The organism is Caulobacter sp. GW821-FHT10A10, assembly GCF_059415745.1.
In genome coordinates, this window is record NZ_JBWKNV010000008.1 from 209,303 (window position 1) to 232,086 (window position 22,784).

The window sequence follows — 22,784 nt, forward strand, 5'->3', positions numbered from 1 at the left end:
CGCCGACGCGGGATCCCTGGTCCGCGGCTCCGATGTGGTGGGCGACAATGACGGCCTGCTGGAGGTCGGTGAAACCTGGGGCTACACGGCCAAGCACACCGTGACCCAGGCCGAGATCGACTCCAACGGCGGCGGAGACGGCGCCCTGGAGAACACGGCCACGGCCGACTCCAACCAGACGGGTCCCGACACCGATGACGCCAGCGTCCCGGTCGATCGCCGACCCAGCCTGAACATCACCAAGGACGCCACCGTCCCCGGAGGAACGGCCGACGCGGCCGGTGAACAGATCAGCTACGTCATCACCGTCGCCAACACCGGCAACACCACGTTGGACGGCGTGACGGTGACGGACCCCTATGCCGACGCCGGCTCGATCGTGCGCGGCGCTGACGTGGTCGGCGACAACGACGCCCTGCTCGAAGTCGGTGAGACCTGGGGCTACACGGCCAAGCACACCGTGACCCAGGCCGAGATCGACTCCAACGGCGGCGGAGACGGCGCGCTGGAAAACACGGCCACGGCCGACTCCAACCAGACGGGCCCCGACACCGACGACGCCAGCGTCCCGGTCGATCGGCGGCCCAGCCTGAACATCGTCAAGGATGCGACGGTGCCCGGCGGCACGGCCGACGCGGCCGGTGAACAGATCAGCTACGTCATCACGGTCGCCAACACCGGCAACACGACGCTGGACGGCGTGACGGTCACCGACCCCTACGCCGACGCCGGATCTCTGGTCCGTGGCGCTGACGTGGTGGGCGACAATGACGGCCTGCTGGAGGTGGGCGAAACCTGGGGCTACACGGCCAAGCACACCGTGACCCAAGGCGAACTGGACTCCAACGGCGGCGGTGACGGGCAACTGGAGAACACGGCCACCGCCGACTCCAACCAGACCGGCCCCGACACCGACGACGCCAGCGTGCCTGTCGCGCAGCGGGCGAGCATCGACATCGAGAAGTACGTCTCGATCGACGGCGGCGCGACCTGGGACGACGCGGACAACCCGATGGGGCCGATCGCGACCTCCGGCGCCAACATCATGTTCAAGTTCGTGGTCGCCAACACCGGCAACGTCATCCTGACCAACGCCTCGGTGACCGACTCGGTGTTCGATCTGAACGGCGCGGCGGCGGGCACGGCGCGGGCGCTGGGAACCCTGGGGGTCGGCGCGAGCACCGAGTTCCAGATCTCCGCCCCCTGGACGGCTGGCCAGCACGTCAACGACGCCACGGCCTCGGGCAGCTATTCCGGCGGTCCGGTCAGCGACCACGACCTGGCCTACTACTACGGCCTGATCGATTGCGTCGGCACCCGCACCCCGGGCTTCTGGCTGTCGCCTAACGGCCTGACCTTCTGGGACGGTACGGTGGGCAACGAAACCAAGTCCGGTCCCGAGTTCCCGACCGGCGAACTGCTGGCCTTCAACAATGGGATCACCGACGGCCCCGACCCGGGCAACAGCAACAAGGAAGAGCGCTACATCCTGCTGGGCGACTACAACGGCAACGGCGTCACCGACGCCGGCGAGGACACCCTGAAGATGTCCCTGGCCATGGCCCTCAAGGTCATCGACGCCTCGCAGAAGCCGTCGCAGGACGCGCGCTACGTCCTGGGTCGCGACGTCATCGCCGCCTGGCTGAACTTCGAGGCCGGCAACGGCGCGGGCGGGGCGCTTGATCCCAACAGCCCGACCTACAAGATGAACCAGGCCATCGACTGGCTGCAGCAATACGCCGACGCCAACCATGACGGCGTGGCCGACTTCAACGGTCAGGCGATCAAGCAGAACAGCGCGGCTTGGCAGGGCTCCGGTTCGGCCTTGCACACGGCGCTCGACGAGTACAACAACCACGGCACGATCAACGGCGTGGCCTATTCCTGCAGCGCCGACGACCACCTGTTCGTGACCATGCTGACCCGCTACCACGAGGACGCCCTCGCATGAGCGGCCGGGTCGGCGAGGGCAGGGCGGGAGGCTCGGGGCGGCGCGCCCTTCCCGAGCCGCTGGCCGGCGCCTTGGGAACCTGCCGGCGGCATCTTCTGATCGCCGCCGGCTTCAGCGCCCTGGTCAACATCCTCTACCTGGCGCCGACCCTCTACATGCTGCAGATCTATGACAGGGTCCTGCCCACCGGCGGGCTCCTGTCGCTGGCGTTTCTGACCGTGGCGGTCGTCTTCGCCCTGGCCACCCTGGCTCTGCTCGACAACCTCCGCCAGCGCATCCTGGTGCGCCTTGGCCTGCGCCTCGACCGCCTGCTGGCCCCGGAGGTGCTGAGCCGTCTGACCGGCGGCCTTGGTCCCGACTCCTGGCCGCGGCTGCGCCAGGCGATGCGAGAGTTCGACGCTTTCCGCAACGTCGTCTCCGGCCCCGCGGCCACGGCTATGCTCGACGCGCCCTGGACCCCGATCTACCTGACGCTCTGCTTCGTCCTGCACCCGCTGCTGGGCGTCATCTCGGTGATCGGGGCGGGGGTCCTGCTGATCCTCGCCATCCTCAACGAGCAGGCCACGCGCACCAAGCTCGAGGCCCTGAACCAGGCCTCGGCCGAGGCCTACGCCACGCAGGAGGCGATCGCCAGCCAGGGCGGACTGGTCAAGGCCCTGGGCATGCGCGAGCCCCTGATCGTGCGCCAGCTGCTCGATCGCCGCGCCGCCGTCGGCCTGCAGGCCGACGCCCAGTTCACCGGCGGCGTCTATACCGGCCTGATCCGTTTCCTGCGTCTCAGCCTGCAATCCCTGGCGCTGGGGACCGGAGCCTGGCTGGCCGTGCGTCACGAGATCTCGGCCGGCGGGGTGATCGCCGCCTCGATCCTGCTGAGCCGCAGCCTGGCGCCCGTCGAGCAGATCGTCGGGGCCTGGAGAAGCGTGATCCAGGCGCGCGACGGCCTGCGCACCCTGGTCGACCTGTTCGAGCGCGCCCCGGCCGCGCCGGTCCGCACGCGCCTGCCCGAGCCCAAGGGCCGGCTGCGGGCCGAGCAGGCCGGCGTCCGCGCCCCCGACGGCGCGGGCATGATCCTGCGCGGGATCTCCTTCGACCTCAATCCCGGCGAGATCATCGGCGTCGTCGGTCCCAGCGGCGCGGGCAAGACCACCCTGGCCAGGGTGCTGGTCGGCGCCCTGACGCCCGACCAGGGCTGTGTGCGCATCGACGGCGCGGACCTTTCCGATTGGCAGTCCGAGCGCCTGGCCGCCCACATCGGCTACCTGCCGCAAAACTGCGGCCTGTTCGCCGGCACGGTGAAGGAGAACATCGCCCGCTTCGCCAGCATCACCGAGTCCGACCCGCGCGAGATCGACGAGCGGGCGGTGGCGGCGGCGACCGCTGCCGGCGCGCACGAGATGATCCTGCGCCTGCCTCAGGCCTACGACACGCCGTTGGGACCGGGCGGTGCCGGGGTGTCGGCCGGCCAGGCCCAGCGCCTGGCCCTGGCCCGGGCGCTCTATGGCGGACCCCAGGTGTTCGTCCTCGACGAGCCCAACTCCAATCTCGACTTCGAGGGCGAGACGGCGCTGGAGCACGCGATCGCCGCCCAGAAGGCGAGGGGCGCGGCCCTAGTGGTCATCGCCCACCGCCTCAACATCCTGGGCGTGGCCGACAAACTGCTGGTGCTGCGCGACGGCGCCATGGACCTCTACGGCCCGCGCCGCGAGGTGCTGCAGGCCCTTGAGGCCCGGGTCGCCGGCCTGCCCCGGCCGGCCAACGCTCCGCCCGACCTGCGGGTCACCGGGGGCGCGCCATGACCGCCTCGCTCACCGTCAGAAAGACCGGGGCGCTGACCACGATCGACGCCTACAAGGAGGACGGCCCCACCGACGGACCTCACTGGGAGCTCCGCGCGGGTCTCGCCGCCGCCGGCCTGTTCTTCGTCGGCTTCATGGGCTGGGCCGCCTTCGCGCCCCTGGATGCGGGCGCCTATGCGCAGGGCGTCGTCGTGGTCTCGGGCAGCCGCCAGGCGGTGCAGCACCGCGAGGGCGGGGTGATCTCCGCCCTGCGAGTGCAGGAGGGCGACAGGGTCAGCCAGGGCCAGGTATTGCTGGAACTGAACGTCCAGGAGGTTCGGGCCCAGGAGCGGGCGCTGGCCGCCCGGGTGTTCGCGGTCGAGGCGCGCCGGGCTCGGTTGATCGCCGAGCGCGACGGCCTGGCCGAGCCGGTCACGCCGGTCGCCTTCGCTGGCCTGCCGGCCGAGGACCAGAAGCTGGCCGACGAGGCCATGGGCCTGGAACGCCGCCAACTGGCCGCCCAGCGCGCGGCCCTGGCCTCTCGGCGCGGCGTGCTGGGCGAGCGGGCCAGCCAGCTGGCCGAGCAGATCAACGGCTATAATCGCCAGCTCGCCGCGAACCGCGAGCAGCAGCGGCTGATCGGCGAGGAGCTGGACGGCATGCGCAAGCTGGCCGCCCAGGGCTATGCGCCGCTGACCCGGGTGAGGGCGCTCGAACGGGCCGCGGCCGATCTCGTCGGAACCGACGGCGCCTATCGCGCCCAGGCCGCCAGCGCCCGCGAGGGCATCGGCGAGACCCGCATGCAGGCCCTGCAGGGCGATCGCGAGCACATGGACGAGGTGATCGCCGACCTGCGCCAGTCGGAGATCGAGCTCAACGACCTCAAGCCGAGGCTGGCGGCGGCGCGCGACCAGCTGTCGCGCGGCATGGTCCGGGCGCCGGCCTCGGGCCAGGTCGTGGGGCTCAAGGTGTTTACGGTGGGCGGCGTGGCCGCGCCGGGCGACGTGCTGATGGAGATCGTGCCGCAGCGCGCGCCGCTGGTCATCGAGGCCCGGGTGTCGCCGAACGACGCCGACGACGTCCATGTCGGCCAGGCCGCCGACGTGCGACTAACGGCCTTCCACGACCGCCACCTGCCGCTGCTGCAAGGCACGGTGACCAAGCTCTCGGCCGACGGCTTCACCGACGACAAGACCGGCGCGCGCTACTTCCGGGCCGAGGTCGCGGTGCCGCCCGAAGAGCTGGCCGCGCTCAAGCAGCCGGGCCGTGAGCCGCCGGCGCTGAAGGCGGGCTTGCCGGTCGAGGTCGTGGCGCCGCTGCGCAAGCGCACGGCGCTGCAGTACCTGCTGGAGCCGCTGCAACAGCGGCTTTTCAGGAGTTTCCGCGAGCAGTGAGGCCGTCTCCGAGGGGCCTCGCTAACCGACCTGCACGAGGTGGCGCAGGCCCTCCGCCATCTCGTCGATCACGCGTTCCACATGCGGGTCTCGCCGCAGGAATTGGGCGTAGGCCTCGGTGACCGAGGCGGGCGCGATCAGGTCCATGCCGAGACGTTCCGCCGTCACGCCGATCGCGAAGAGGGCGGGCGCCAGGGCGCAGTCGGCGATCGTGAGGCGGTCGCACAGGGCGTAGCGCGGTCCCGGCAAGAGGTCTTCGAGCATCGCGACGCCGTTCAGCAGTTCCTCGACGGCCCGGCGGGCGCTCGCGGCGTCGGTGCGCGGCTTTGCCAGGGCGACCATCGACGGCATCAGATAGAGATCGACGTGCCGCACGAGAATCCGCGCTATCGCCCGGTCGAAGACATCGACGGGCATCAGGGACGGCGCCTCCGGGAACCGCTCTTCCAGATACTCGAGCAGGACAGCCGACTCCCAGATGGAGCCGCGGTCCTCGAGCAGGACCGGGATGCGGCCGGTCGGGCTCAGGTCTCGAAAGTGGCGATTGTCGCGCCAGCCCGCGGGCGGCGGGACCAGGTCGATAGGCAGGCCCTTGGCGTAGATCGCGATGCGGACGCGCGCGGCGAACGGGGACACGGGAAGGCTGATCAGGTCCATCTAGGTTTCAGCGGGCTCCGGTTGTCCTTTGCCGAGTCTTGGCATACCGGTTGGCGCTTGTCGCCAAGCCGACATAGTCCGCGACCTTTCCGCATCAAGATGACGTCCGCCAGCAAACCTTCCGCCTCGAGCGCCTTCGCCAGGTTCACCGACGCCGAGACGATGGCGCTGGCGATCGGCGACATCAATTCGGGCGCGAAGCCGCTTCCTCTGGAACGGACCAGCCGGCGCTTCGACGGCATGCTGGCGCGGGCCAGCTTCGGCGGGTTGAACCTGGGCATGGGCCGCTTCGCCCAGGGCATCGCCCAGACCGCTGCGATCCCCGGCGTCCACACCTTCATGTTCGCCACCGAGCCGGGGATCATGCGGCGTGTCTCGGGGCGCAAGCTGTTCGGCCGGCACATCTTCCACTTCCGGCCCAACGAGCGGACGGTTACGGGCTCTCCGCCCGACATGCCGTGGGCTTTCGGCATCGTCACCATGCCGTTCGATCGGCTGACGACGCACGCCCCCGACCTGATGGGCGCCGGCCATAAGGCGCCGCTGGACGAGGATCGGATGTTCGTCGCGCCGCCGGCGGCCATGAACGAACTCATCGTGCTGATGAGCGACATTTCCGGCGTGATTCAGAACACGCCCGAGATCCTGGCGGAGCCGCAGCCGTCCAAGGCCCTGTCGGGCGCGGTCGTGGACAAGCTCATGGCCTGCCTCGCCCAGGGACTGGTCAAGCCGGATCGGGCCGCGCTTGGCCGCCACCGCCAGATCGTCGCCCGCTTCGAGCGCGCCCTGGACGAACGCCCCGAGGAGATGCTGTCGCTGGGCGACATCTGCAGGGTCGTGGGCGCGGCCGAGCGGACGCTCAACCTTGCCTGCCAGGAATTCCTGGGGGAAAGCGCGGTGCGCTACGCCCGCAATCGTCGCCTGGACCTCGTCCATGCGCGGCTGCGAGCTTCCGATCCGGCGACCACCCTGGTGACCAATGTCGCCATGGACCACGGCTTCTGGGAACTGGGCCGCTTCGCCCAGGCCTATGGCCTGCGCTTCGGCGAACGTCCTTCGGACACCCTGCGCCGCAACGCGCACTGACCTTATCTCCAAACTCCACCGTTCATGCCGGGATCGCATAGTCCGATGCCCGCCTCGCTGGCAGGGACGGGCGGACACGTGTCATGCGGATCCTCGACTTGGCCGGCCTGAAGAGTCGCCGTCGATCCCTGTTTGCACGTGCGTTTCAGGGGGATCGGGCCTGGGCCCAGGCCAGCGCGTCGCGTGACGCGATCTGACGTCCCTGCGGTTCAAGAACGGCCCGCCAAGACGGGCCTGGCAGGTGTCAAAGTGCGGCAGTCGATCAACAAAGCGCCGGCGTTCAACAACACGCGGGCCATCCGCACCTCGGTCTCGCTCACGGTGTTGGCGCTGGCGGTCGGCCTCGGCGCCCCGATGGCCCAGGCCCGCCAGATCACCCAGGGCGGCGGCGCTGGCGCCGGCTATGGCTCCCATACGCCCCAGGGCGGCATCGCCGGCGGCGCCGGCGGCGCCTCCGGCGCTGGAAGCTACGGCGGCTCGGCGGCCACCACGCCGACCGGCTCGGCGGAAGCCGGCGCCGGTGGCGCCGGAGGGCAGCCCGGGGCGCTGAACGACCTCTCGGCCGGCGGCGGCGGCGCGGCCGGCGCCGGCGCCGGCGGCGACGGCGGCCTGGGCTGGCAGCTGGCTTCGACCGGATCCATTTCGCTGGCCGTCGACTTCGCCGGGACGGACGGCGCCAACGGCGGCGCTAGCGCGGCGGGCGGCGGCGGTGGCGGCGGGCTCGTGCTGACGGGGACGAACGTTCAGCTGTCGACCGCGGGCTATGACGTCACGGGCGGCGATGGCGGCGAGGGCAGCGGCGGCGTCGGCGGCGGCGGTGGCGGCGGTGGCGGCGGCGCTGGGCTGGTGCTGCTGAACGGCGGCTCGGTGACCGTGGAAGGCGGGGCGGGCGGTTCGGCCAGCGCCATCACGGGCGGCACCGGCAGTTCGTTCGGCAACGGCGGCGCGGGCCTGTTCCTCTACAACGGCGGCGCGTTGAACGTCGTCAGCGGCACGATCACGGGCGGGGCGGGGGGCACTTTCGCCAGCTGGGCCGGGGCCGGCGCCGCCGGTGTGCTCAGCAACCTGGGAACCATCGTCAACGCGGGTACGATCACGGGCGGCGAGGGCGGCTACGGCTATTCGAACGGCGGGGCGGCCGGCATCGGCGTGATCGCCTGGGGCGGCACGATCGAGAACAGCGCGACCGGGGTCATCGCCGGCGGCGTCGGCGGGCGCGGGAACGGCAACTTCGGCAACAACTATTCCGGCGCCGGCGGGGCGGGCATCGTCTTCACCGGTGGCCAGCCGGGGCTGCTGGTCAACGCCGGAACGATCCAGGGCGGGGCGGGCGGCCCGGCCTCCAACGCGATCCGGCGCGGGGCTGGCGGCCGCGGCGTGGTCGGCGCCAGCACCGGCTCCACCACCATCATCAACTCAGGCACGATCATCGGCGGCGTCAGCGTAAGCTTCCAGCGCGCCTATGCGATTGAGCTGTTCGGCAGCGACAACCGCCTGGAGCTCCATGCGGGCTCGTGGATCCGTGACGTCGTGGCGGTGACCGGCGGCGGCTCCAACAACGTGCTGGCCCTGGGGGGCGCGGACGACGACACCTTCGACGCCTCGCATATCGGGTCGGACGGGGCCGTCGACGGCTACGGCCTGATGGGCTTCGACACCTTCGAAAAGCTGGGCGCCAGCACCTGGACCCTGACGGGGACGGGCAACCAGACCTGGTCGCTGCTGGAAGGCGTGCTGAAGGGCGACAGCAACAGCCTGGCCGGCAGCGTGGTCTTCGGAACCGGCGCAGGCAGCCGGGGCGTCGTCTTCGACCAGGCGTTCGACGGGGTCTATCGCGGCCAGATGAGCAGCGGCGGCGCGGTGACCAAGACCGGCGCCGGGACCCTGACGTTGACGGGCGAGTCCGCCTCGAACTGGACGATCTCCGGCGGCGGGGTGATCATCCAGGCCGGTCTGTTCGGCAACGATGCGACGATCGACGCCGGCGCGTTCCTGACCCTCGACCAGAGCAGCAACGGAACCTATGGCTTCGTGCTTTCGGGCGCTGGCGAGTTCCGAAAGGCGGGCGTCGGAAAGCTGGTCCTGACCGAAGACTCCTCGGCCTTCACCGGCGCGACGGCCGTCAACGCCGGAACCCTGTCGGTCAACGGCTCCCTGGCGGGATCGACCATCACCGTCGCCTCCGGCGCGACGCTGGGCGGTTCGGGAACGGTGGGCGACACCATCATCCAGAGCGGCGGCCATCTGGCGGCCGGCAACTCGGTCGGTACGCTGTCGATCGCCGGCGACCTGACCCTGGCGGCGGGTTCGAACCTCGACATCGAACTGGGCGCGCCGGGCGCGTCTTCGGCCTTGCCCGGCGTCAGCGACCGCCTGGTCGTCAGCGGCGACCTGGCGCTGAACGGCGTGGTCAATCTTTCGCAGAGCGCCGCCTCGGCCGACGGCGTCGCCGGCATCGGCTACTATCGCCTGATCACCTATGGCGGGGCCCTGACCGCCAATACGGCGACGATCAACTCCACGCTGTCGCTGAGCAACGTGAACTACGCGCTGCAGGCCGGCAGCGGCCGGGTCGACCTCTACATCAGCAACGCCCTCGTTCCTGGCGACAACACCCTGCAGCACTGGCAGGGCGGCGACGGCGTCTGGAGCGCGACGAGCACCCAATGGCTGAATGACGGCGGCAACGCCCCGGCCGCCTGGGCGGGCAAGTACGCGATCTTCAAGGACGCCGGCGCCTTCACGGGCGGCACGGTCACGGTGGACGGCGCGCAGAGCTTCATCGGCCTCCAGTTCGTCGACGAGGGCTATGATCTGACCGGAACCGGTCAACTGGTCACCGTCCCGGGTACAAGCGAGATCCGCGTGCTGGCCGACGTCGCCAAGATCGGCGTGGCGATCACCGGCGCGGGCGCGATCACCAAGACCCAGGCCGGAACGCTGATCCTGACCGGCGCCAACACCTATGCCGGCGGGACAACGATCGATGCTGGCACGCTGCAGATCGGCGACGGCGGGACTTCGGGCTCGATCGTCGGCAATGTCGGCAACCGCGGCGTGCTGGTCTTCAACCGTTCCGACGCCATCACCTTCGCCGGTCGGATTTCCGGCTCGGGCGCGGTGCGCATCCTGGACGGCGGCGTGACCTTCACCGCCAACAACATCTATGCCGGCGGCACGACCATCGCCTCGGGCGCGCAGTTGAACCTCGGCGCCGGCGGCACGAGCGGCTTGATCGGCGACGCCGTCGTCAACGGGGCCTTGCTGTTCGACCGCTCCGACAGCCTGACCTTCGCCGGGACGATCAGCGGCTCGGGTTCCCTGCGCCAGGTCGGCGCTGGCAAGACCGAACTGACGGGCGCCTCCGGCGGCTTCACCGGCGCGACCACGGTCGAGCAGGGCACGCTGGCGGTGAACGGCGTGCTCGGCGGAACGCTGGACGTCTGGTCTGGCGCGCGCCTGCAAGGCGTCGGCACGGTGGGGACCACCGTCGTGTCGGGCACGATCGCGCCTGGCAACTCGATCGGCACGCTGAACATCGCCGGCGGGATCACCTTCAAGCCGGGCTCGGTCTTCGAGGTCGAGGCGAACGCGGAAGGACAGTCGGACAAGATCCTCGCCTCCGGCGCGGCCACGATCCAGGGCGGGACCGTCAAGGTGCTGGCGGGCGCGGGCACCTACAAGCCGCAGACCAGCTACCTGATCCTGCACGCCGACGGCGGCATCGCGGCCGGCGGCAAGTTCGACGACGTCACCTCGAACCTGGCTTTCCTGGATCCCTCGCTCAGCTATGACGGTTCGAACGTCTATCTGCGGCTGCGGCGTAACGATATCAGCTTCACCGACATCGGCGTGACCCCCAACCAGGTCGCGACGGGGGCTGGCGTCGAGCACCTGGGCTGGGACAACCCGGTCTTCGATACGGTGGTCAACCTCTCGGCCGAGCAGGCGCGCGACGCCTTCGACCAGCTGGCTGGTTCGGACCATGCCAGCCTGCGCGGGTCGCTGATCCAGGACAGCCGCTTCGTGCGCGACGCGATCCTGGCGCGCGGCGACCTGGCCGGCGTCGACGGAACGTCGGCGTGGGGACAGATCTTCGGCGGCTGGGGCTCGATGAAGGGTGATGGCAACGCGCAGAGCTACGACCGCGACATCCAGGGCCTGCTGACCGGCTATGACGGCTCGCTGGGCCGGGATATCCGCGCCGGCGTCGCCGTGGGCTACAGCGCCAGCGACCTGAAGACCACGCGCGCCAAGCACGAGGTCGAGACCTATCACCTCGGCGGTTATGTGCTGGCGGAGCGTGGCGGGGTGTCGTTCCAGTTCGGCGGCGCCTATGCCTGGCATGAGGTCGAGGCCTCGCGCCGGGTCGCGTTCGGGACGTTCGCCGAGACCCTGTCGAGCGACTATTCGGCCCACACCTACCAGGCGTTCGGCGAGGTCGCCCTGAAGCACGAGGTGGCCGGCACGACGCTGCAGCCGTTCGCCGGCTTGGCCTATGTCGCACTGACCGATTCCGATGTCGGCGAGCAGGGCGGCAGCGCCGCGCTGCACGGCGGCGGAGACGAGCACCTGACCTACGGCTCGGTCGGCGTGCGTCTGAAGAGCGATCTGAGCTCCGGGGAGCTTCACCTGCGTCTCGCCGGCTCGGCCGCGCTGCGCCATGCGTTCGGCGATCGCGCGCCGACCATCGACCTGGCCTTCGCCGGTGCGTCGTCGTTCCGTATCGTCGGCGCTCCGATCGACAAGGACAGCCTCGCCGTCAATCTGGGCCTGGAAGCCGACCTCGGCGCGAGCGCCGTGCTGGGCGTGAGCTACAGCGGGGACTACGGCGACCGCGCCACCGATCACGGCGCTCGCGCCCAGCTCAGCTGGAGGTTCTGACCGGCGGGCGAGGGGGCGGCTCACGATTGCTCGTTGCAGAACCGTGTTATACTAAACCGGCGCGAGTCATGACGTAACGGCGTTGTGACAACGCCGAGTTCGGTGGCAAGGGGGCTTGCAAGTGCTGATGAGGATGCGTCGCGCCATCTTGGGCGCGGGGGCGACGACTTGCATGGGCGCGGTCCTCGCCGCCGCCGTTTCCTTCGCTTCGCCCGCCGCGGCGCAGGTGACCCTGCCGTCGCGCCAGGAACTGGACCCCGCCAACGCCGCCCCGATCGCCGCCGCGCCGCGCGGCGACCTGTTCAAGGGCGTCGAAGCCGGTCCCTGCGCTTTCCGCGACAGCCCCGTCAAGGTCACCCTGAAGGCGGTGGAGTTCCAGGGCGCGCGGTCCGGGCCGCTGGCGCTGTCGGATCAGGCCCTGGCCTCGACCTATGCCGAGTTCATCGGCCGCGAGGCGCCGGTCAGCGTGGTCTGCGACATCCGCGACAGGGCCGCGACGCTCTATCTGCGGCGTGGCGTTCTGGCCAGCGTGGTCATTCCCGAGCAGCGGATCGTCGAGGGCAAGCTGGTCCTGACGGTCGTCGAGGCGCGGATCGCGGCGGTGAACTATCACGGCGACGCCGGCCCGGCCCAGAAGCAGGTCGTCCGCTTCCTGGATAATCTGCGCGGCCTGACGCCGTTCGATCTGGACGTCGCCCAGCGCTACCTGCTGCTGGCCTCCGACGTGCCCGGCGCGCGCATCCAGTCGGTGCTGAAGGCTTCGCCGCAAGGGCAGGGCGCGCTGGATCTCGAGATCACCATCACCCGCGACTCTATCGACGGCTCGGTGGTGACCCAGAACTACGGCTCCAAGACCGTGGGCAGGGACCTGACCCTGGCGCGCGTGGATTTCAACGGCTTCACGTCGCTGGGCGAACGCACCTCGATCCTCGGCTACGGCACGCTGTCCAGCGACGAGCAGCGAGTCATCCAGGCGGCCGAGCGCTTCTACATCGGCGGCGACGGCCTGGTGGCCGACCTGTCGGGCGCGTGGGGCTGGACCCGTCCGGGCGACGTGCTCGAGCCGCTGGAGCTGGAGGGTTATTCCTTCGCCGGCAGCCTGCGCCTGACCTATCCGTTGGTCCGTCACCGTCGCCACAACCTCAACATCGGGGTCGGGCTGGACTGGGTGGACCAGAAGGTCGAGTTCGGCGGCGGCGCGGCCGTGCTGACCGAAGACAAGCTGCGGGTGTTCTTCCTGCGGCTGGATGGCCACTACGCCCCGGCCGCGCTGGCGTCCCACTCGATGGCCATGACCGGCCTGGTCGAGTTGCGTCAGGGAAGCAACGGCCTGGGCGCTAGCAAGTACGGCGACCTGTCGGCCTCGCGCTTCCTGGGCAAGCCCGCCGCCACGGTCATCCGGGCCGAGGGCGAGGTCGGCGGCCGCCTGGCCGGACCGCTGATCGGCAAGCTGATCCTCGCCTGGCAGCATACGGACGATCCCCTGCTGTCCTACGAGGAGTACGGGGTCGGAAACCTGACCGTCGGGCGCGGCTACGACCCGTCGGCGGCGTCCGGCGACCGCGCGATCTCGGGCTCGGTCGAGATCAGCACCACGCCGCTGGCCCTGCCGTTCCGTCTGAAGAACGGGGGCAGGGCGGCCTGGCGGCCCTACGCCTTCTATGACGCGGCCCAACTGACCAACCTGGGCCTGGGCGGCGGCAAGCTTGACCTGGCCTCGGCCGGAGTGGGCCTGCGCGCGCAGGTCACCCCGCGCGTGGCGCTGGACCTGACCTGGGCCAAGCCCTTCGACAGCCCGTTCGGGGTCGGCGACGAGCCGCCCTCGCGGGTCCTGATCTCGCTGTCCGCCGCCCTGTTCTAGACCGTCGAAGACCCGGAGCGTCCACCATGACCCCGTCGCCGATCCGCCCGACCTTCTCGCGCAACGCTTCGCCTCCCACGCGTCGGAACAAGCTGCTGGCGGCTTCAGCCCTCGTCAGCTCCCTGATGGGTGGCGTGGCGGCGATGCTGGCCCAGTCGGCCGTGGCTGGAACCCTGCCGGGCATTCCCAGCGCCGCCAACATCACGGTCTCCTCCGGCGGCTCGCAGCCGGTGATCAGCTTTCCCGACGCCATCACGCTGCAGATCGACCTGAACGCGCCCCGGACGGTCATCAACTGGTCCGCCCTGCACGTCAGCAGCGGCGACACTATGGATTTCCTGTTCGACGCCAGTAGCGACATCGTCCTGAACAAGACCACCAGCCTGATCCAGATCGACAACGGTGCGGTCGTGACCGGCAAGGTCGGGGTGGCGACGGGCGGCAATATCTGGTTCTACTCGCCCCAGGGCGTGATCGTCTCGCCGGGCGCGACCATGAGCGCCGGCGGGTTCGTGTTCAGCAAGGGCTCGGGCCTGGTCGACGCCAGCTTCGTGGCGTCCGCCGCGCCGCTGAACACCTTGCGCGCGGCGGCAGACGCCCTGATCCAGATGAGCACGGTCAGCGCGGCGACCAGCGCCTCGGTCAACAGCAGCGGCGACGTGGTGCTCAGCGCCACCAGCGGCGCCCTCAGCGTCTCCACCGCCGTGGGCGCCACGGTGAGCATCTCCACCACCTCGGGATCGATCACCGCCAGCGAGGTCACCGCCACCAGCGGCGCGGCCACCGTCGCCGCCGGCGGCCCTGGCGCGACCGTCACCCAGATCACTGGCGCCACCGGGGTGACCGTCTCCTCGAACAACAACAGCTCGGTCGGGGCGGCCACCACCACGACCTCGGGCGACATCCTGATCACCAGCAACGGCTCGGCGTCGCTGACCCTGGGCAATTCGGCGCGCGACGTCACCATCAGCGCCCCGCAGGTCTTCGTCAGCACCATCGACGCGGCGCGCGACGTGTTCGTGACCGGTTCGACGACCGCCTATGTGACCAACCGCATCTTCGCCGGCGACGACATCGAGATCACGGCTTCCGCCGGCGACGTCTCGGCCGGCGGCGCCTATCTGAAATCGACCGGGCAGGACGCTACCGACGACGCGCACATCCTGCTGCGGTCCGACACGGGTTCGGTCAACGCCGGCAACACCCTGCTGACCCAGGGAACCGGCGCGCAGGCCGGCGACATCACCATCCAGGCGGCGACGACCGCGAGCCTGGGTACGGCCAGTTCCACGCGCGACATCAAGGTCAGCGGAACCTCCGCCAGCCTGAGCAACGGCTCGGCGGCGCGCGATATCGCCATCACCGCCACCAGCGGCACGGCGACCGTCACGACGGCGGCCACGGCCGGGGACGATGTCATAGTCAACGCGAACGGCGACGTCCTCGCCGGCGGCGCGACCCTGAAAGGCACGGGCGCGGGCAGCGTGGGCGTCCCGGGCAGTATGGGCGGCTCCTACGTCTATGTCGCGTCGGCGGCGGGGGCGGTCAATGTCGGCTCGGCCATCACGGAGGGAACCGGCACGGCGGCCGGCGACGTGGTGGTTTCGGCCAGCACCACCGCCACCCTAGGTTCGGGCAGCGCCAGCCGGGACTTGAATGTTTACGGGGCGTCGAGCAGCCTGACGAGCGGCTCTGCGGCGCGCGACCTCTTCGTCAACGCTGGGGCCGGGACCGCGACCGTCGTCACGTCCGCCACGGCCGGAGACGATGTCGAGATCACGGCGACCAGCGACATCCTGGCCAGCGCCGCAACGCTGAAGTCGACCGGCGTCGGCGCCACCGACGACGCCCACGTGCTGGCGCAATCGGCCAACGGCGCGGTCAATGTCGGCACGGCGATCACCCAGGGAACGGGCGTGGCGGCGGGCGACGTCACCTTCGACGCGGGCGACACGATCACCGCGGGCTCGGCCCAGGCGACGCGCGACGTGAAAGCGGTCGCGGCGGGCGACATCGACCTGACGTCGGCGACCTCCGCCCGCGATATCACCGTGACCTCCAACGGCGGCCAGGCGATCCTGCGCGCCGCGACGCTGACGGGTTCGGGCTCGGGCCACGACCTGTCGATCACGGCCGTCGGCAACGCGGTGCTGGGCGATCCCGACTATACGGCGATCACGACGGCCAATCTCTTCAGCCGCACCGGCGGAAACACCGGCACGGCCAGCGTCAAGTCGACGGGCGGCGACGCCATGGTCCATCTCGACACCAGCGCCCTGATCGACACGCTGGAAGGGGCCAATATCGACGTGACCGTCGCCAGCGGCCTGGCGAGCTTCGGCACGATCACCGCCCTGACCGGCAATCTCTACGCCGAGACCTACGAAGGCGGCCTGAGCATCGGTTCGGCCACGGCCAGCAGCGGCACGCTGGATCTCTATGTCGCCGGCGGCGACCTGACGATCACGGGCTCCGTCCACGGCGGCGGCCGCACCCACCTGGAGACCGACGGCCTGCTGGACGGAACGGCCGCGACGCTGATCTCCAGCGACGACGACCTGACCCTGATCGGCGGCGACGTCGACGTGGGCGAGGTGACGGCCGGTCTGGCGCTGGACGCCACCGCCGCGACCGGAAACATCGTCGTACAGAAGGCCGTGGCCGGCGAGACCGTCGTGGTGGCCGCGATCGATGGAGACGCCACGCTGCGCGGCGCCGAGGGGCCGGACGGCGTCACGGTGCTGGCCATGAACAAGGCGACCTTCGGCGCCGACGACAAGGCCTCGATCACCACCGCCAACTACGCGATCACCAATCCCAGTTGCGGTTGCGGCACGGATGGCCTGCAGATCCTGTCCTATGACGGCGACGTCGTGGTCAACATCAACTCGGCCAGTAATGGGATCACCCTGGTCGGGGCGGCGATCGACGGCAGCGCGACCGTCGTCCAGAAGACCGGCGACCTGGTGATCAGCGAGCTGGCGGCCTACGACATCACGATCGAGGCGATGGCCGGCACGCTGGACGTCAGCGCCATCAGCAGCGGCGGGGACTACACGGTCACCGCCCAGGATTTCGTGGGCGACAGCCTGACGCCCTATCTGTTCAACGGCGACATCCGCGACGTCACCATCACCGACACCCTGGGCGACCTGGACCTGGGAAGCCTGTCGCTCTACGCCGGCCGCAAGCTGACCATCACGGCCCAGAACGGCGCGGTGAAGGGTCTGGCTCTGCTGGACGCGGGCACGGGGGTCGGCGACGGCGAGGTCAGGGTGACCGGCGCCGGGATCGCGCTCGACACGGTGCAAAGCGACGGCGACGTCATTCTGGACGCCGGGACCGCCCTCGTGAACGTGGCGACCAGCGTCAGCATCGACGGAACCTATGGTCTGACCGGCGGCTCCTTCTCGGCCGCCGCCCTGACGCCGCTCGGCGCCAAGGCGGGATCCTGGACCATCGTCGACAAAGCCGGCAGCTTCGATTTCAGCGCCACTCCCCTGCAGTACGGCGGGGGGATCAGCGTCACCGTGGACGCCGGCGCCATCATCGGCGGCGACATCACCAGCGACACCGGCGGCATCTATGTCGAAGCCGACAGCGGTCAGTTGGGTGCGTTGGACGGCGCGGCGGGCCAGGTCAGGGCGATCGCCAATGTCGGCGGCATGTCGGTGGCGTCGGCCACGGGCGCGGACCTGATCCAGGTTTCGGCGACCAACGGCGCAGCCAGCCTGGGAGCGGCCGTCCTGACCGGAACCGGCGCCAACAGCCTGACGGTGCATAGCGCCAGCGGCGACGTGGTGTTGGGCGCGGCGACGCCGGGCGCCATAACCACGGCCAACATCGTCACGTCGTCGGGCGCCAGCACGATCGTCGAGGCTTCCGCTCCGGCTGGCCAGGTCGACGTCAATCTGGATCACACCACCACGGCCGACCTGACCACGATCGAAGCGTTGGGCGAGGTCGACATCACGGTCGTGAACGGCTCGCAAAGGATCATCGCGGCGCGGTCGACCAATGGAGCGGTCCGGATCGACGGCCCCGACGGCGCCCTGACGGTGGATGAGCTGGCTGCCGGCGCTAGCTCGTGGGTCAACGGCGGCGGCGACACGCGGCTGGTCTCGGCCGATGTCACCGGCGATCTCGACGTGACCTCGGCCACGGGCGCCCTGCGGTTCGGGGACGCGACGCCCGGCCGGGTGATCGAGGTCAGCGGCGCCCTGACCCTGGATGCGGCGACCGACGTCGCCCAGCAAGGCGTACTGAAGGCCAATTCGCTAGGCGTGACCTCTGGGACGGGCGTCGTCCTGCTGGGCGCCAACGAAATCTCCTATCTGGACGCGGTCAGCGTCACGGCCGGCGGTTTCGCCTTCAACGACACCCTGGCCTTCGACCTCTACGGCCCGATCACCGCGACCGGCCAGACGGTGGACCTGCGGTCGGCCCACGCCATCGGCCAGGTCTCGACCGGGATCATCACCGCCCAGACCCTGACCGGATCCTCGGTCGGCGGGGCCAATTTCGGCGCCGCCAACCAGGTGGCGCAGCTTGGCGACTTCACCAACACGGGCGGCCTGCTGAAGCTGGTCGACGGGCGCTCGCTCACCATCACCGGAACCGTGCTGAGCACGGGGGCGCTGGCCCTGACCTCTCACGCCGGCATGACCTTCGCCAGCACGGGCAAGGTGACGGCCGACGGGACGGGCGACGCGATCGTTCTGGCCTCGGACGGAACCTTCACCAATGCGCGCGGCGCCGACGCGGTGACCGCCACCAGCGCCGCCGGCCGCTGGTTGATCTACACCCAGGCGGTGGGCAATCCGTCCGGCTCGACGGCGGCTAACAGCTTCAACGGCCTGTCGGGCAAGAGCTTCTATGGCTCGGCCTACGACTTCTCGAACGAAACCTTCGCCGTGGCGCCCAATGCGGGCAACCGCTTCGTCTACGCCTATCAGCCGACCCTGACGGTGACGCCCGACAGCCGGATCGTGACCTATGACGGCAGCGTTCCGACCACCTCGGCGACCATCACCGGTCTGGTCAACGGCGACCTGGCCGCCGACGCCTGGTCGGGCGCGCCCACGGTTTCGGGCGCGACCAGCAGGAACGCGGGGACCTACGTCCTGACCGCCGGCGCGGGGACCCTGGCCTCGGACCTGAACTACGCCTTCTCGTACGGGACGGGTTCGCTGCGCATCGATCCCAAGGTTCTGACCGGCGTCCTGACGGCCGACGACAAGACCTATGACCGCAGCACCGCCGCCACGGGCGTGGTGACCCTGGCTGGGGTGATCTCGGGCGACACGGTCGGGGCCGCTGGGACCTATGCGTTCGCCGACTGGAACGCCGGGACGGGCAAGACCGTCACAGCCTCGGGCGTGACGCTGTCTGGCGGCGACGCTGGCAACTACAGCTTGAGCACGGTGTCGTCCGACACGGCCGACATCTTCAAGAAGGCGATCACCGGCGCCCTGACGGCCAACGACAAGACCTATGACCGCAGCGTCACCGCGACCGGCGTGGTGACACTGGCTGGGGTGATCTCGGGCGACACGGTCGGGGCCGCTGGAACCTATGCGTTCGGCGACTGGAACGCTGCAACTGGCAAGACCGTCACCGCCTCGGGCGTGATCCTCTCCGGCGGTGACGCCGGCAACTACAGCCTCGGCGCGGTGTCGTCCGACACGGCGGACATCTCCAAGAAGGCGATCACCGGCGCCCTGACGGCCAACGACAAGACCTACGACCGCAGCGTCACCGCGACCGGCGTGGTGACACTGGCTGGGGTGATCTCGGGCGACACGGTCGGGGCCGCCGGGACCTATGCCTTCGGCGATTGGAACGCCGCGAACGGCAAGACCGTCACCGCCTCGGGCGTGACCCTCTCCGGCGGCGGCGCCGGCAACTACAGCCTGGGCGCGGTGTCGTCCGACACGGCCGACATCTTCAAGAAGACCATCACCGGCGTCCTGACCGCCAGCAACAAGACCTATGACGGCGCGACGACCGCTAGCGGGACGATCGGCCTGACTGGCGTCGTGACCGGCGACACCGTCTCGGCCGCGGGGGTCTACACCTTCGCCGACAAGAACGCGGACACGGGCAAGGCCGTGACGGTGTCGGGCGCGACCCTGGCCGGCCTGGATTCGGGCAACTACAGCCTGGGAGGCGTCAGCGCCGGCCTGGCCGACATTCTGCGCCGGTCGGTGACGGTGTCCGCCGACGACACGTTCAAGGTCCAGGGCCATTTCGACCCGACCCTGACCTATCGCATCACGGTGGGCGACCTGGTGGCGGGCGACGCCTTCACGGGCGGCCTGGTCCGCGACGCCGGCGAGACGGCCGGCGTCTATGCGATCACGCGCGGAAGCCTGGGCCTGTCGGCGAACTACGACCTGACCTTCACCGGCGCGGTGTTCACGATCGATCCGCTGCCGCCGGCCGAGCAGAACGCCTCGACGACTCTGAAGCATCTCAACGCTTCGCCGGACTTCACCCTGGACTGGGATCCCGAGCTCAAGCTGGAAACCCAGGGGGCGGGCTGCCCGGGCGAAGGCTGTCCGCCGCAGCCCGCGACGGTGGCCTTGCTTCAGTAGACAAGCCGCCTGCGGTGCGACCGACTTTGACGTCGCTCGGCGGCACCTTTGCCACCGAGCGGCGACTCGCGGTCTGTAGGGCGTCGCATCGCGCGAGGATTCATCATGACCCCTGAGGCCTTTTCGACTCTGGCCGTCCGTCTGGGCGCGGCCGTGCAGGTGCGGCCCGTGCTCGACACCGTCCAGTTCCGAGTGGGCGGCCGCGCGTTCGCGACGCTGGGCTGGCCGGAAGCCGGCTGGGCCGTGGTCAAGCTGAGCCTGAAGGACCAGGCCGCGGCCCTGGCGATGAGCGATGCGGTGGCGATCGAACCGAAGCGTCCGCGCGCCTCGGGCGTCACGCTGGTCTGGCTCAAGGGCATGGACGAGGACACCATGGCCTACATCCTGGCCGCCGCGTTCGGCGTGGCCTACGCCAAGGCCGCGCGCTCGCGAGCGGGCAGGGGGCGCGGCGCCGTGCTCGGCGCGGCCAAGGGAGCGGCGTGAGGTCGTGAGCGCGGGCGTGAAGATCGTCGCCGTGCTGGCCGCCCGCGAGGGCAAGGGCGCTGCGCTGGAGGCGCTTCTGCTGGGCATGGCCGGGGCCTGCCGGGCCGAGCCGGGCAATCTGCGCTGGGACGTCTGGCGCGACCAGGCCGACCCGACCCGGTTCGTGCTCGACGAGCTTTATGTCGACGACGCAGCGGTGGCCGCTCACCGAGCCAGTCCGCACTTCGCGACCTATCTGGCCAGGATCGGCGACTTGGCCGAGCGGACGTCCCTGGTGCTCGATCCCGCCGACCTGGGGTGAGCCGTTAAGCCCGGACAGGTCCGTTTCAGGCGAAATTCCCCAGGTTCCTGCCGCCCGCCGGCAATATCGTATTTGCGTCCGTCGTCGGGATATGGTGGTGACAATTCAGGTTCGCTGGTCAGGTCCGCTGGCCAAGCCGGCCGGATCGACGCCAGTCGGGCGCGTTCGGACATGCGTAGGGGAGGTCGAGGCTGTCGGGGGTCCAGCAAGCGCCGTCTTTGCTTGCGCTTTATGAAGAAAAGCGCCTGAGCCTCGTACGCCTGTTCACCGCGCGGCTGCGTTCGCGCGCCGAGGCCGAAGATCTCGTCCAGGAACTCTATTTCAAGGTCACGGCCATCGAGGGCGACGCCGCGTCGGCCGGCGGCGGCGCGGCCCTGCTCTACCGCATGGCCGAGAACCTCATGCTGGACCGCCTGCGCAGCGCCCAGCGCGGCCAGGCGCGCGACGAGCACTGGCGACGCACCCAGGGCGGCGAGGGTCTGGTCGACGGTGATCAGGCCGCCGACGCGCCGTCGGCCGAGGCCGTGGTCGAAAGCCGCCAGCGGCTGGCCATCGTGCTGCGCGTGCTCGAAGAGTTGTCGCCGCCGGTCGCGCGCGCCTTCCGCCTGCACAAGCTGGAAGGGTTCAGCCATTCGGAGACCGCCGCGGCCATGGGCGTGAGCCGCAGTTCAGTTGAAAAGTACGTAAGCTCGGCCTTGAAAGCCGTGGCCAGGAGGCTGCATGACGAGTCGTGACGCGGCCTGCGGTTTTTTTGACGAACTTTCTGGAGGTGATCGTTCGTCGGTGACGTCTACTGTATGGGCGTGCGTCGGTGGGCGCGGGGACAGGGTGGCATGAGCCTTTCGCGAAGGAACATGGATGAAGCCGTCGATTGGCTGGTTCGCCTGCAAGGCGAAACGGTCGACGCCGACGACTGGCTTGCCTTCGACGCCTGGTTGAACGCCGCGCCGGAGCATGGCGAGGCCTACGACGTCGTCGCCGCCCAGGATGAGGAGCTCAAGCGTCTGTCGGCCGTCTCGCCGTCGGCCGTGGTCACCCCGCTTCGCCCGCGGCCGTCGCGCCGCGCGTGGCTGTGGAGCGGCGGCGCCGCGCTGGCCGCCGCCTTCGTGGCCGCGGCGGTGCTGGGCCCGGGCCTGCTGAATTCGCCGGACGAGACGATCTACGCCACCGGCAAGGGAGAGCGCAGGACGATCGCGCTCGAAGACGGCTCGCATGTCGATCTGGCGCCCGGCTCGCGCATGGTCGTGCGGTTCACGCGCGGCGAGCGCCACGTCGATCTGGGCGACGCCCAGGCGATCTTCGACGTCACCAAGGACCCGTCGCGGCCCTTCGTCATCGCCGCCGGCGACACGCGGGTGCGCGTGGTCGGCACCCGATTCGACGTGCGTCATCGCGACGGACGGGTCTCGGTGGGCGTCGAGCGCGGCCTGGTCGAGGTGTCTCCGGGCGACTCGAAGACCTATCGCCTGCCCCCGGGGCGCGGCCTGACCCATGTCGAAGGCGCCAATGACGCCAAGCTCGCCGATCTGGCGCCGGGCGAGGCCACGGCCTGGCGGAACGGGCGATTGATCTATCGCGACAGGCCTTTGACCGAGGTGGCGGGGGATCTGAACCGCCTGTTCGACAAGCCCGTGCGCATCGTGGACGGGAAAGCCGGGGGGATGCGACTTTCCGGCGTGTTGATCGTCGATGGCCAGGATGCGATGGTCTCGCGCCTGGCCAAGCTCATGCCGCTGGAAGTGGCGGTCGCGGACGACGCGATCGAACTCCGCGCGCGCTAGCGCCGCCAGAATTTT

At 70.1% G+C, this 22,784-nt stretch carries 12 protein-coding genes; 11 read left to right on the forward strand and 1 reads right to left on the reverse strand.

Going from position 1 to position 22,784, the window contains the following annotated elements; genetic code table 11:
* The 3 genes from AC07NS_RS21715 to AC07NS_RS21725 form a co-directional block, all read left to right on the forward strand.
* Positions 1-1,951, forward strand: a 1,951-nt coding sequence (locus AC07NS_RS21715; RefSeq protein ID WP_494606640.1) for a DUF7507 domain-containing protein, incomplete at its 5' end; no start/stop codon positions are given.
* Positions 1,948-3,747, forward strand: coding sequence for a type I secretion system permease/ATPase (locus AC07NS_RS21720; protein ID WP_494606642.1), 1,800 nt, complete (start codon positions 1,948-1,950; stop codon positions 3,745-3,747). The genes AC07NS_RS21715 and AC07NS_RS21720, both read left to right, overlap by 4 nt.
* Complete coding sequence (locus AC07NS_RS21725; protein WP_494606644.1) at positions 3,744-5,120, forward strand: HlyD family type I secretion periplasmic adaptor subunit; 1,377 nt, start codon at positions 3,744-3,746, stop codon at positions 5,118-5,120. Before AC07NS_RS21720 ends, AC07NS_RS21725 begins: the two co-directional genes overlap by 4 nt.
* Before the next feature lie 21 nt (positions 5,121-5,141).
* Here AC07NS_RS21725 and AC07NS_RS21730 read toward each other — a convergent pair whose 3' ends face one another.
* Positions 5,142-5,777, reverse strand: a complete 636-nt coding sequence (locus tag AC07NS_RS21730; RefSeq protein WP_494606646.1) for a glutathione S-transferase family protein — start codon at positions 5,775-5,777, stop codon at positions 5,142-5,144.
* A gap of 99 nt (positions 5,778-5,876) precedes the next feature.
* Here AC07NS_RS21730 and AC07NS_RS21735 point away from each other — a divergent pair, with 99 nt between their 5' ends.
* The 8 genes from AC07NS_RS21735 to AC07NS_RS21770 all read left to right on the forward strand — a co-directional run bounded on the left by AC07NS_RS21735 (position 5,877) and on the right by AC07NS_RS21770 (position 22,769).
* Complete coding sequence (locus AC07NS_RS21735) at positions 5,877-6,863, forward strand: AraC family transcriptional regulator (RefSeq protein WP_494606648.1); 987 nt, start codon at positions 5,877-5,879, stop codon at positions 6,861-6,863.
* 249 nt (positions 6,864-7,112) lie between these two features.
* The gene (locus tag AC07NS_RS21740) at positions 7,113-11,747 is read left to right on the forward strand and encodes an autotransporter domain-containing protein (RefSeq protein WP_494606650.1); all 4,635 of its coding nucleotides are present in this window, start codon (positions 7,113-7,115) and stop codon (positions 11,745-11,747) included.
* 172 nt (positions 11,748-11,919) lie between these two features.
* A complete protein-coding gene (locus tag AC07NS_RS21745; protein WP_494606652.1) occupies positions 11,920-13,608 on the forward strand; it encodes a ShlB/FhaC/HecB family hemolysin secretion/activation protein in 1,689 nt (562 codons plus the stop codon).
* A 26-nt stretch (positions 13,609-13,634) separates the two neighbouring features.
* A complete protein-coding gene (locus AC07NS_RS21750) occupies positions 13,635-20,204 on the forward strand; it encodes a YDG domain-containing protein (RefSeq protein ID WP_494606654.1) in 6,570 nt (2,189 codons plus the stop codon).
* Between the two features lie 105 nt (positions 20,205-20,309).
* Positions 20,310-20,687 (forward strand): hypothetical protein, encoded by a 378-nt coding sequence (locus AC07NS_RS21755; protein ID WP_494606656.1) that lies wholly within the window; start codon positions 20,310-20,312, stop codon positions 20,685-20,687.
* A gap of 16 nt (positions 20,688-20,703) precedes the next feature.
* Positions 20,704-20,988 (forward strand): putative quinol monooxygenase, encoded by a 285-nt coding sequence (locus AC07NS_RS21760; protein ID WP_494606658.1) that lies wholly within the window; start codon positions 20,704-20,706, stop codon positions 20,986-20,988.
* A 218-nt stretch (positions 20,989-21,206) separates the two neighbouring features.
* Entirely contained in the window at positions 21,207-21,722 is a 516-nt protein-coding gene (locus AC07NS_RS21765; RefSeq protein ID WP_494606660.1) for an RNA polymerase sigma factor, read from the forward strand.
* Between the two features lie 99 nt (positions 21,723-21,821).
* Positions 21,822-22,769 (forward strand): FecR family protein, encoded by a 948-nt coding sequence (locus AC07NS_RS21770; protein ID WP_494606662.1) that lies wholly within the window; start codon positions 21,822-21,824, stop codon positions 22,767-22,769.
* Positions 22,770-22,784: the final 15 nt, after the last annotated feature.

Bases quoted from the DNA above. Each gene is read 5' to 3' on its own strand.
- AC07NS_RS21750 (WP_494606654.1), top strand. From the start codon at position 13,635: ATGACCCCGTCGCCGATCCGCCCGACCTTCTCGCGCAACGCTTCGCCT.
- AC07NS_RS21720 (WP_494606642.1), top strand. From the start codon at position 1,948: ATGAGCGGCCGGGTCGGCGAGGGCAGGGCGGGAGGCTCGGGGCGGCGC.
- AC07NS_RS21755 (WP_494606656.1), top strand. From the start codon at position 20,310: ATGACCCCTGAGGCCTTTTCGACTCTGGCCGTCCGTCTGGGCGCGGCC.
- AC07NS_RS21730 (WP_494606646.1), bottom strand. From the start codon at position 5,777: ATGGACCTGATCAGCCTTCCCGTGTCCCCGTTCGCCGCGCGCGTCCGC.
- AC07NS_RS21770 (WP_494606662.1), top strand. From the start codon at position 21,822: ATGAGCCTTTCGCGAAGGAACATGGATGAAGCCGTCGATTGGCTGGTT.
- AC07NS_RS21725 (WP_494606644.1), top strand. From the start codon at position 3,744: ATGACCGCCTCGCTCACCGTCAGAAAGACCGGGGCGCTGACCACGATC.
- AC07NS_RS21735 (WP_494606648.1), top strand. From the start codon at position 5,877: ATGACGTCCGCCAGCAAACCTTCCGCCTCGAGCGCCTTCGCCAGGTTC.
- AC07NS_RS21745 (WP_494606652.1), top strand. From the start codon at position 11,920: ATGGGCGCGGTCCTCGCCGCCGCCGTTTCCTTCGCTTCGCCCGCCGCG.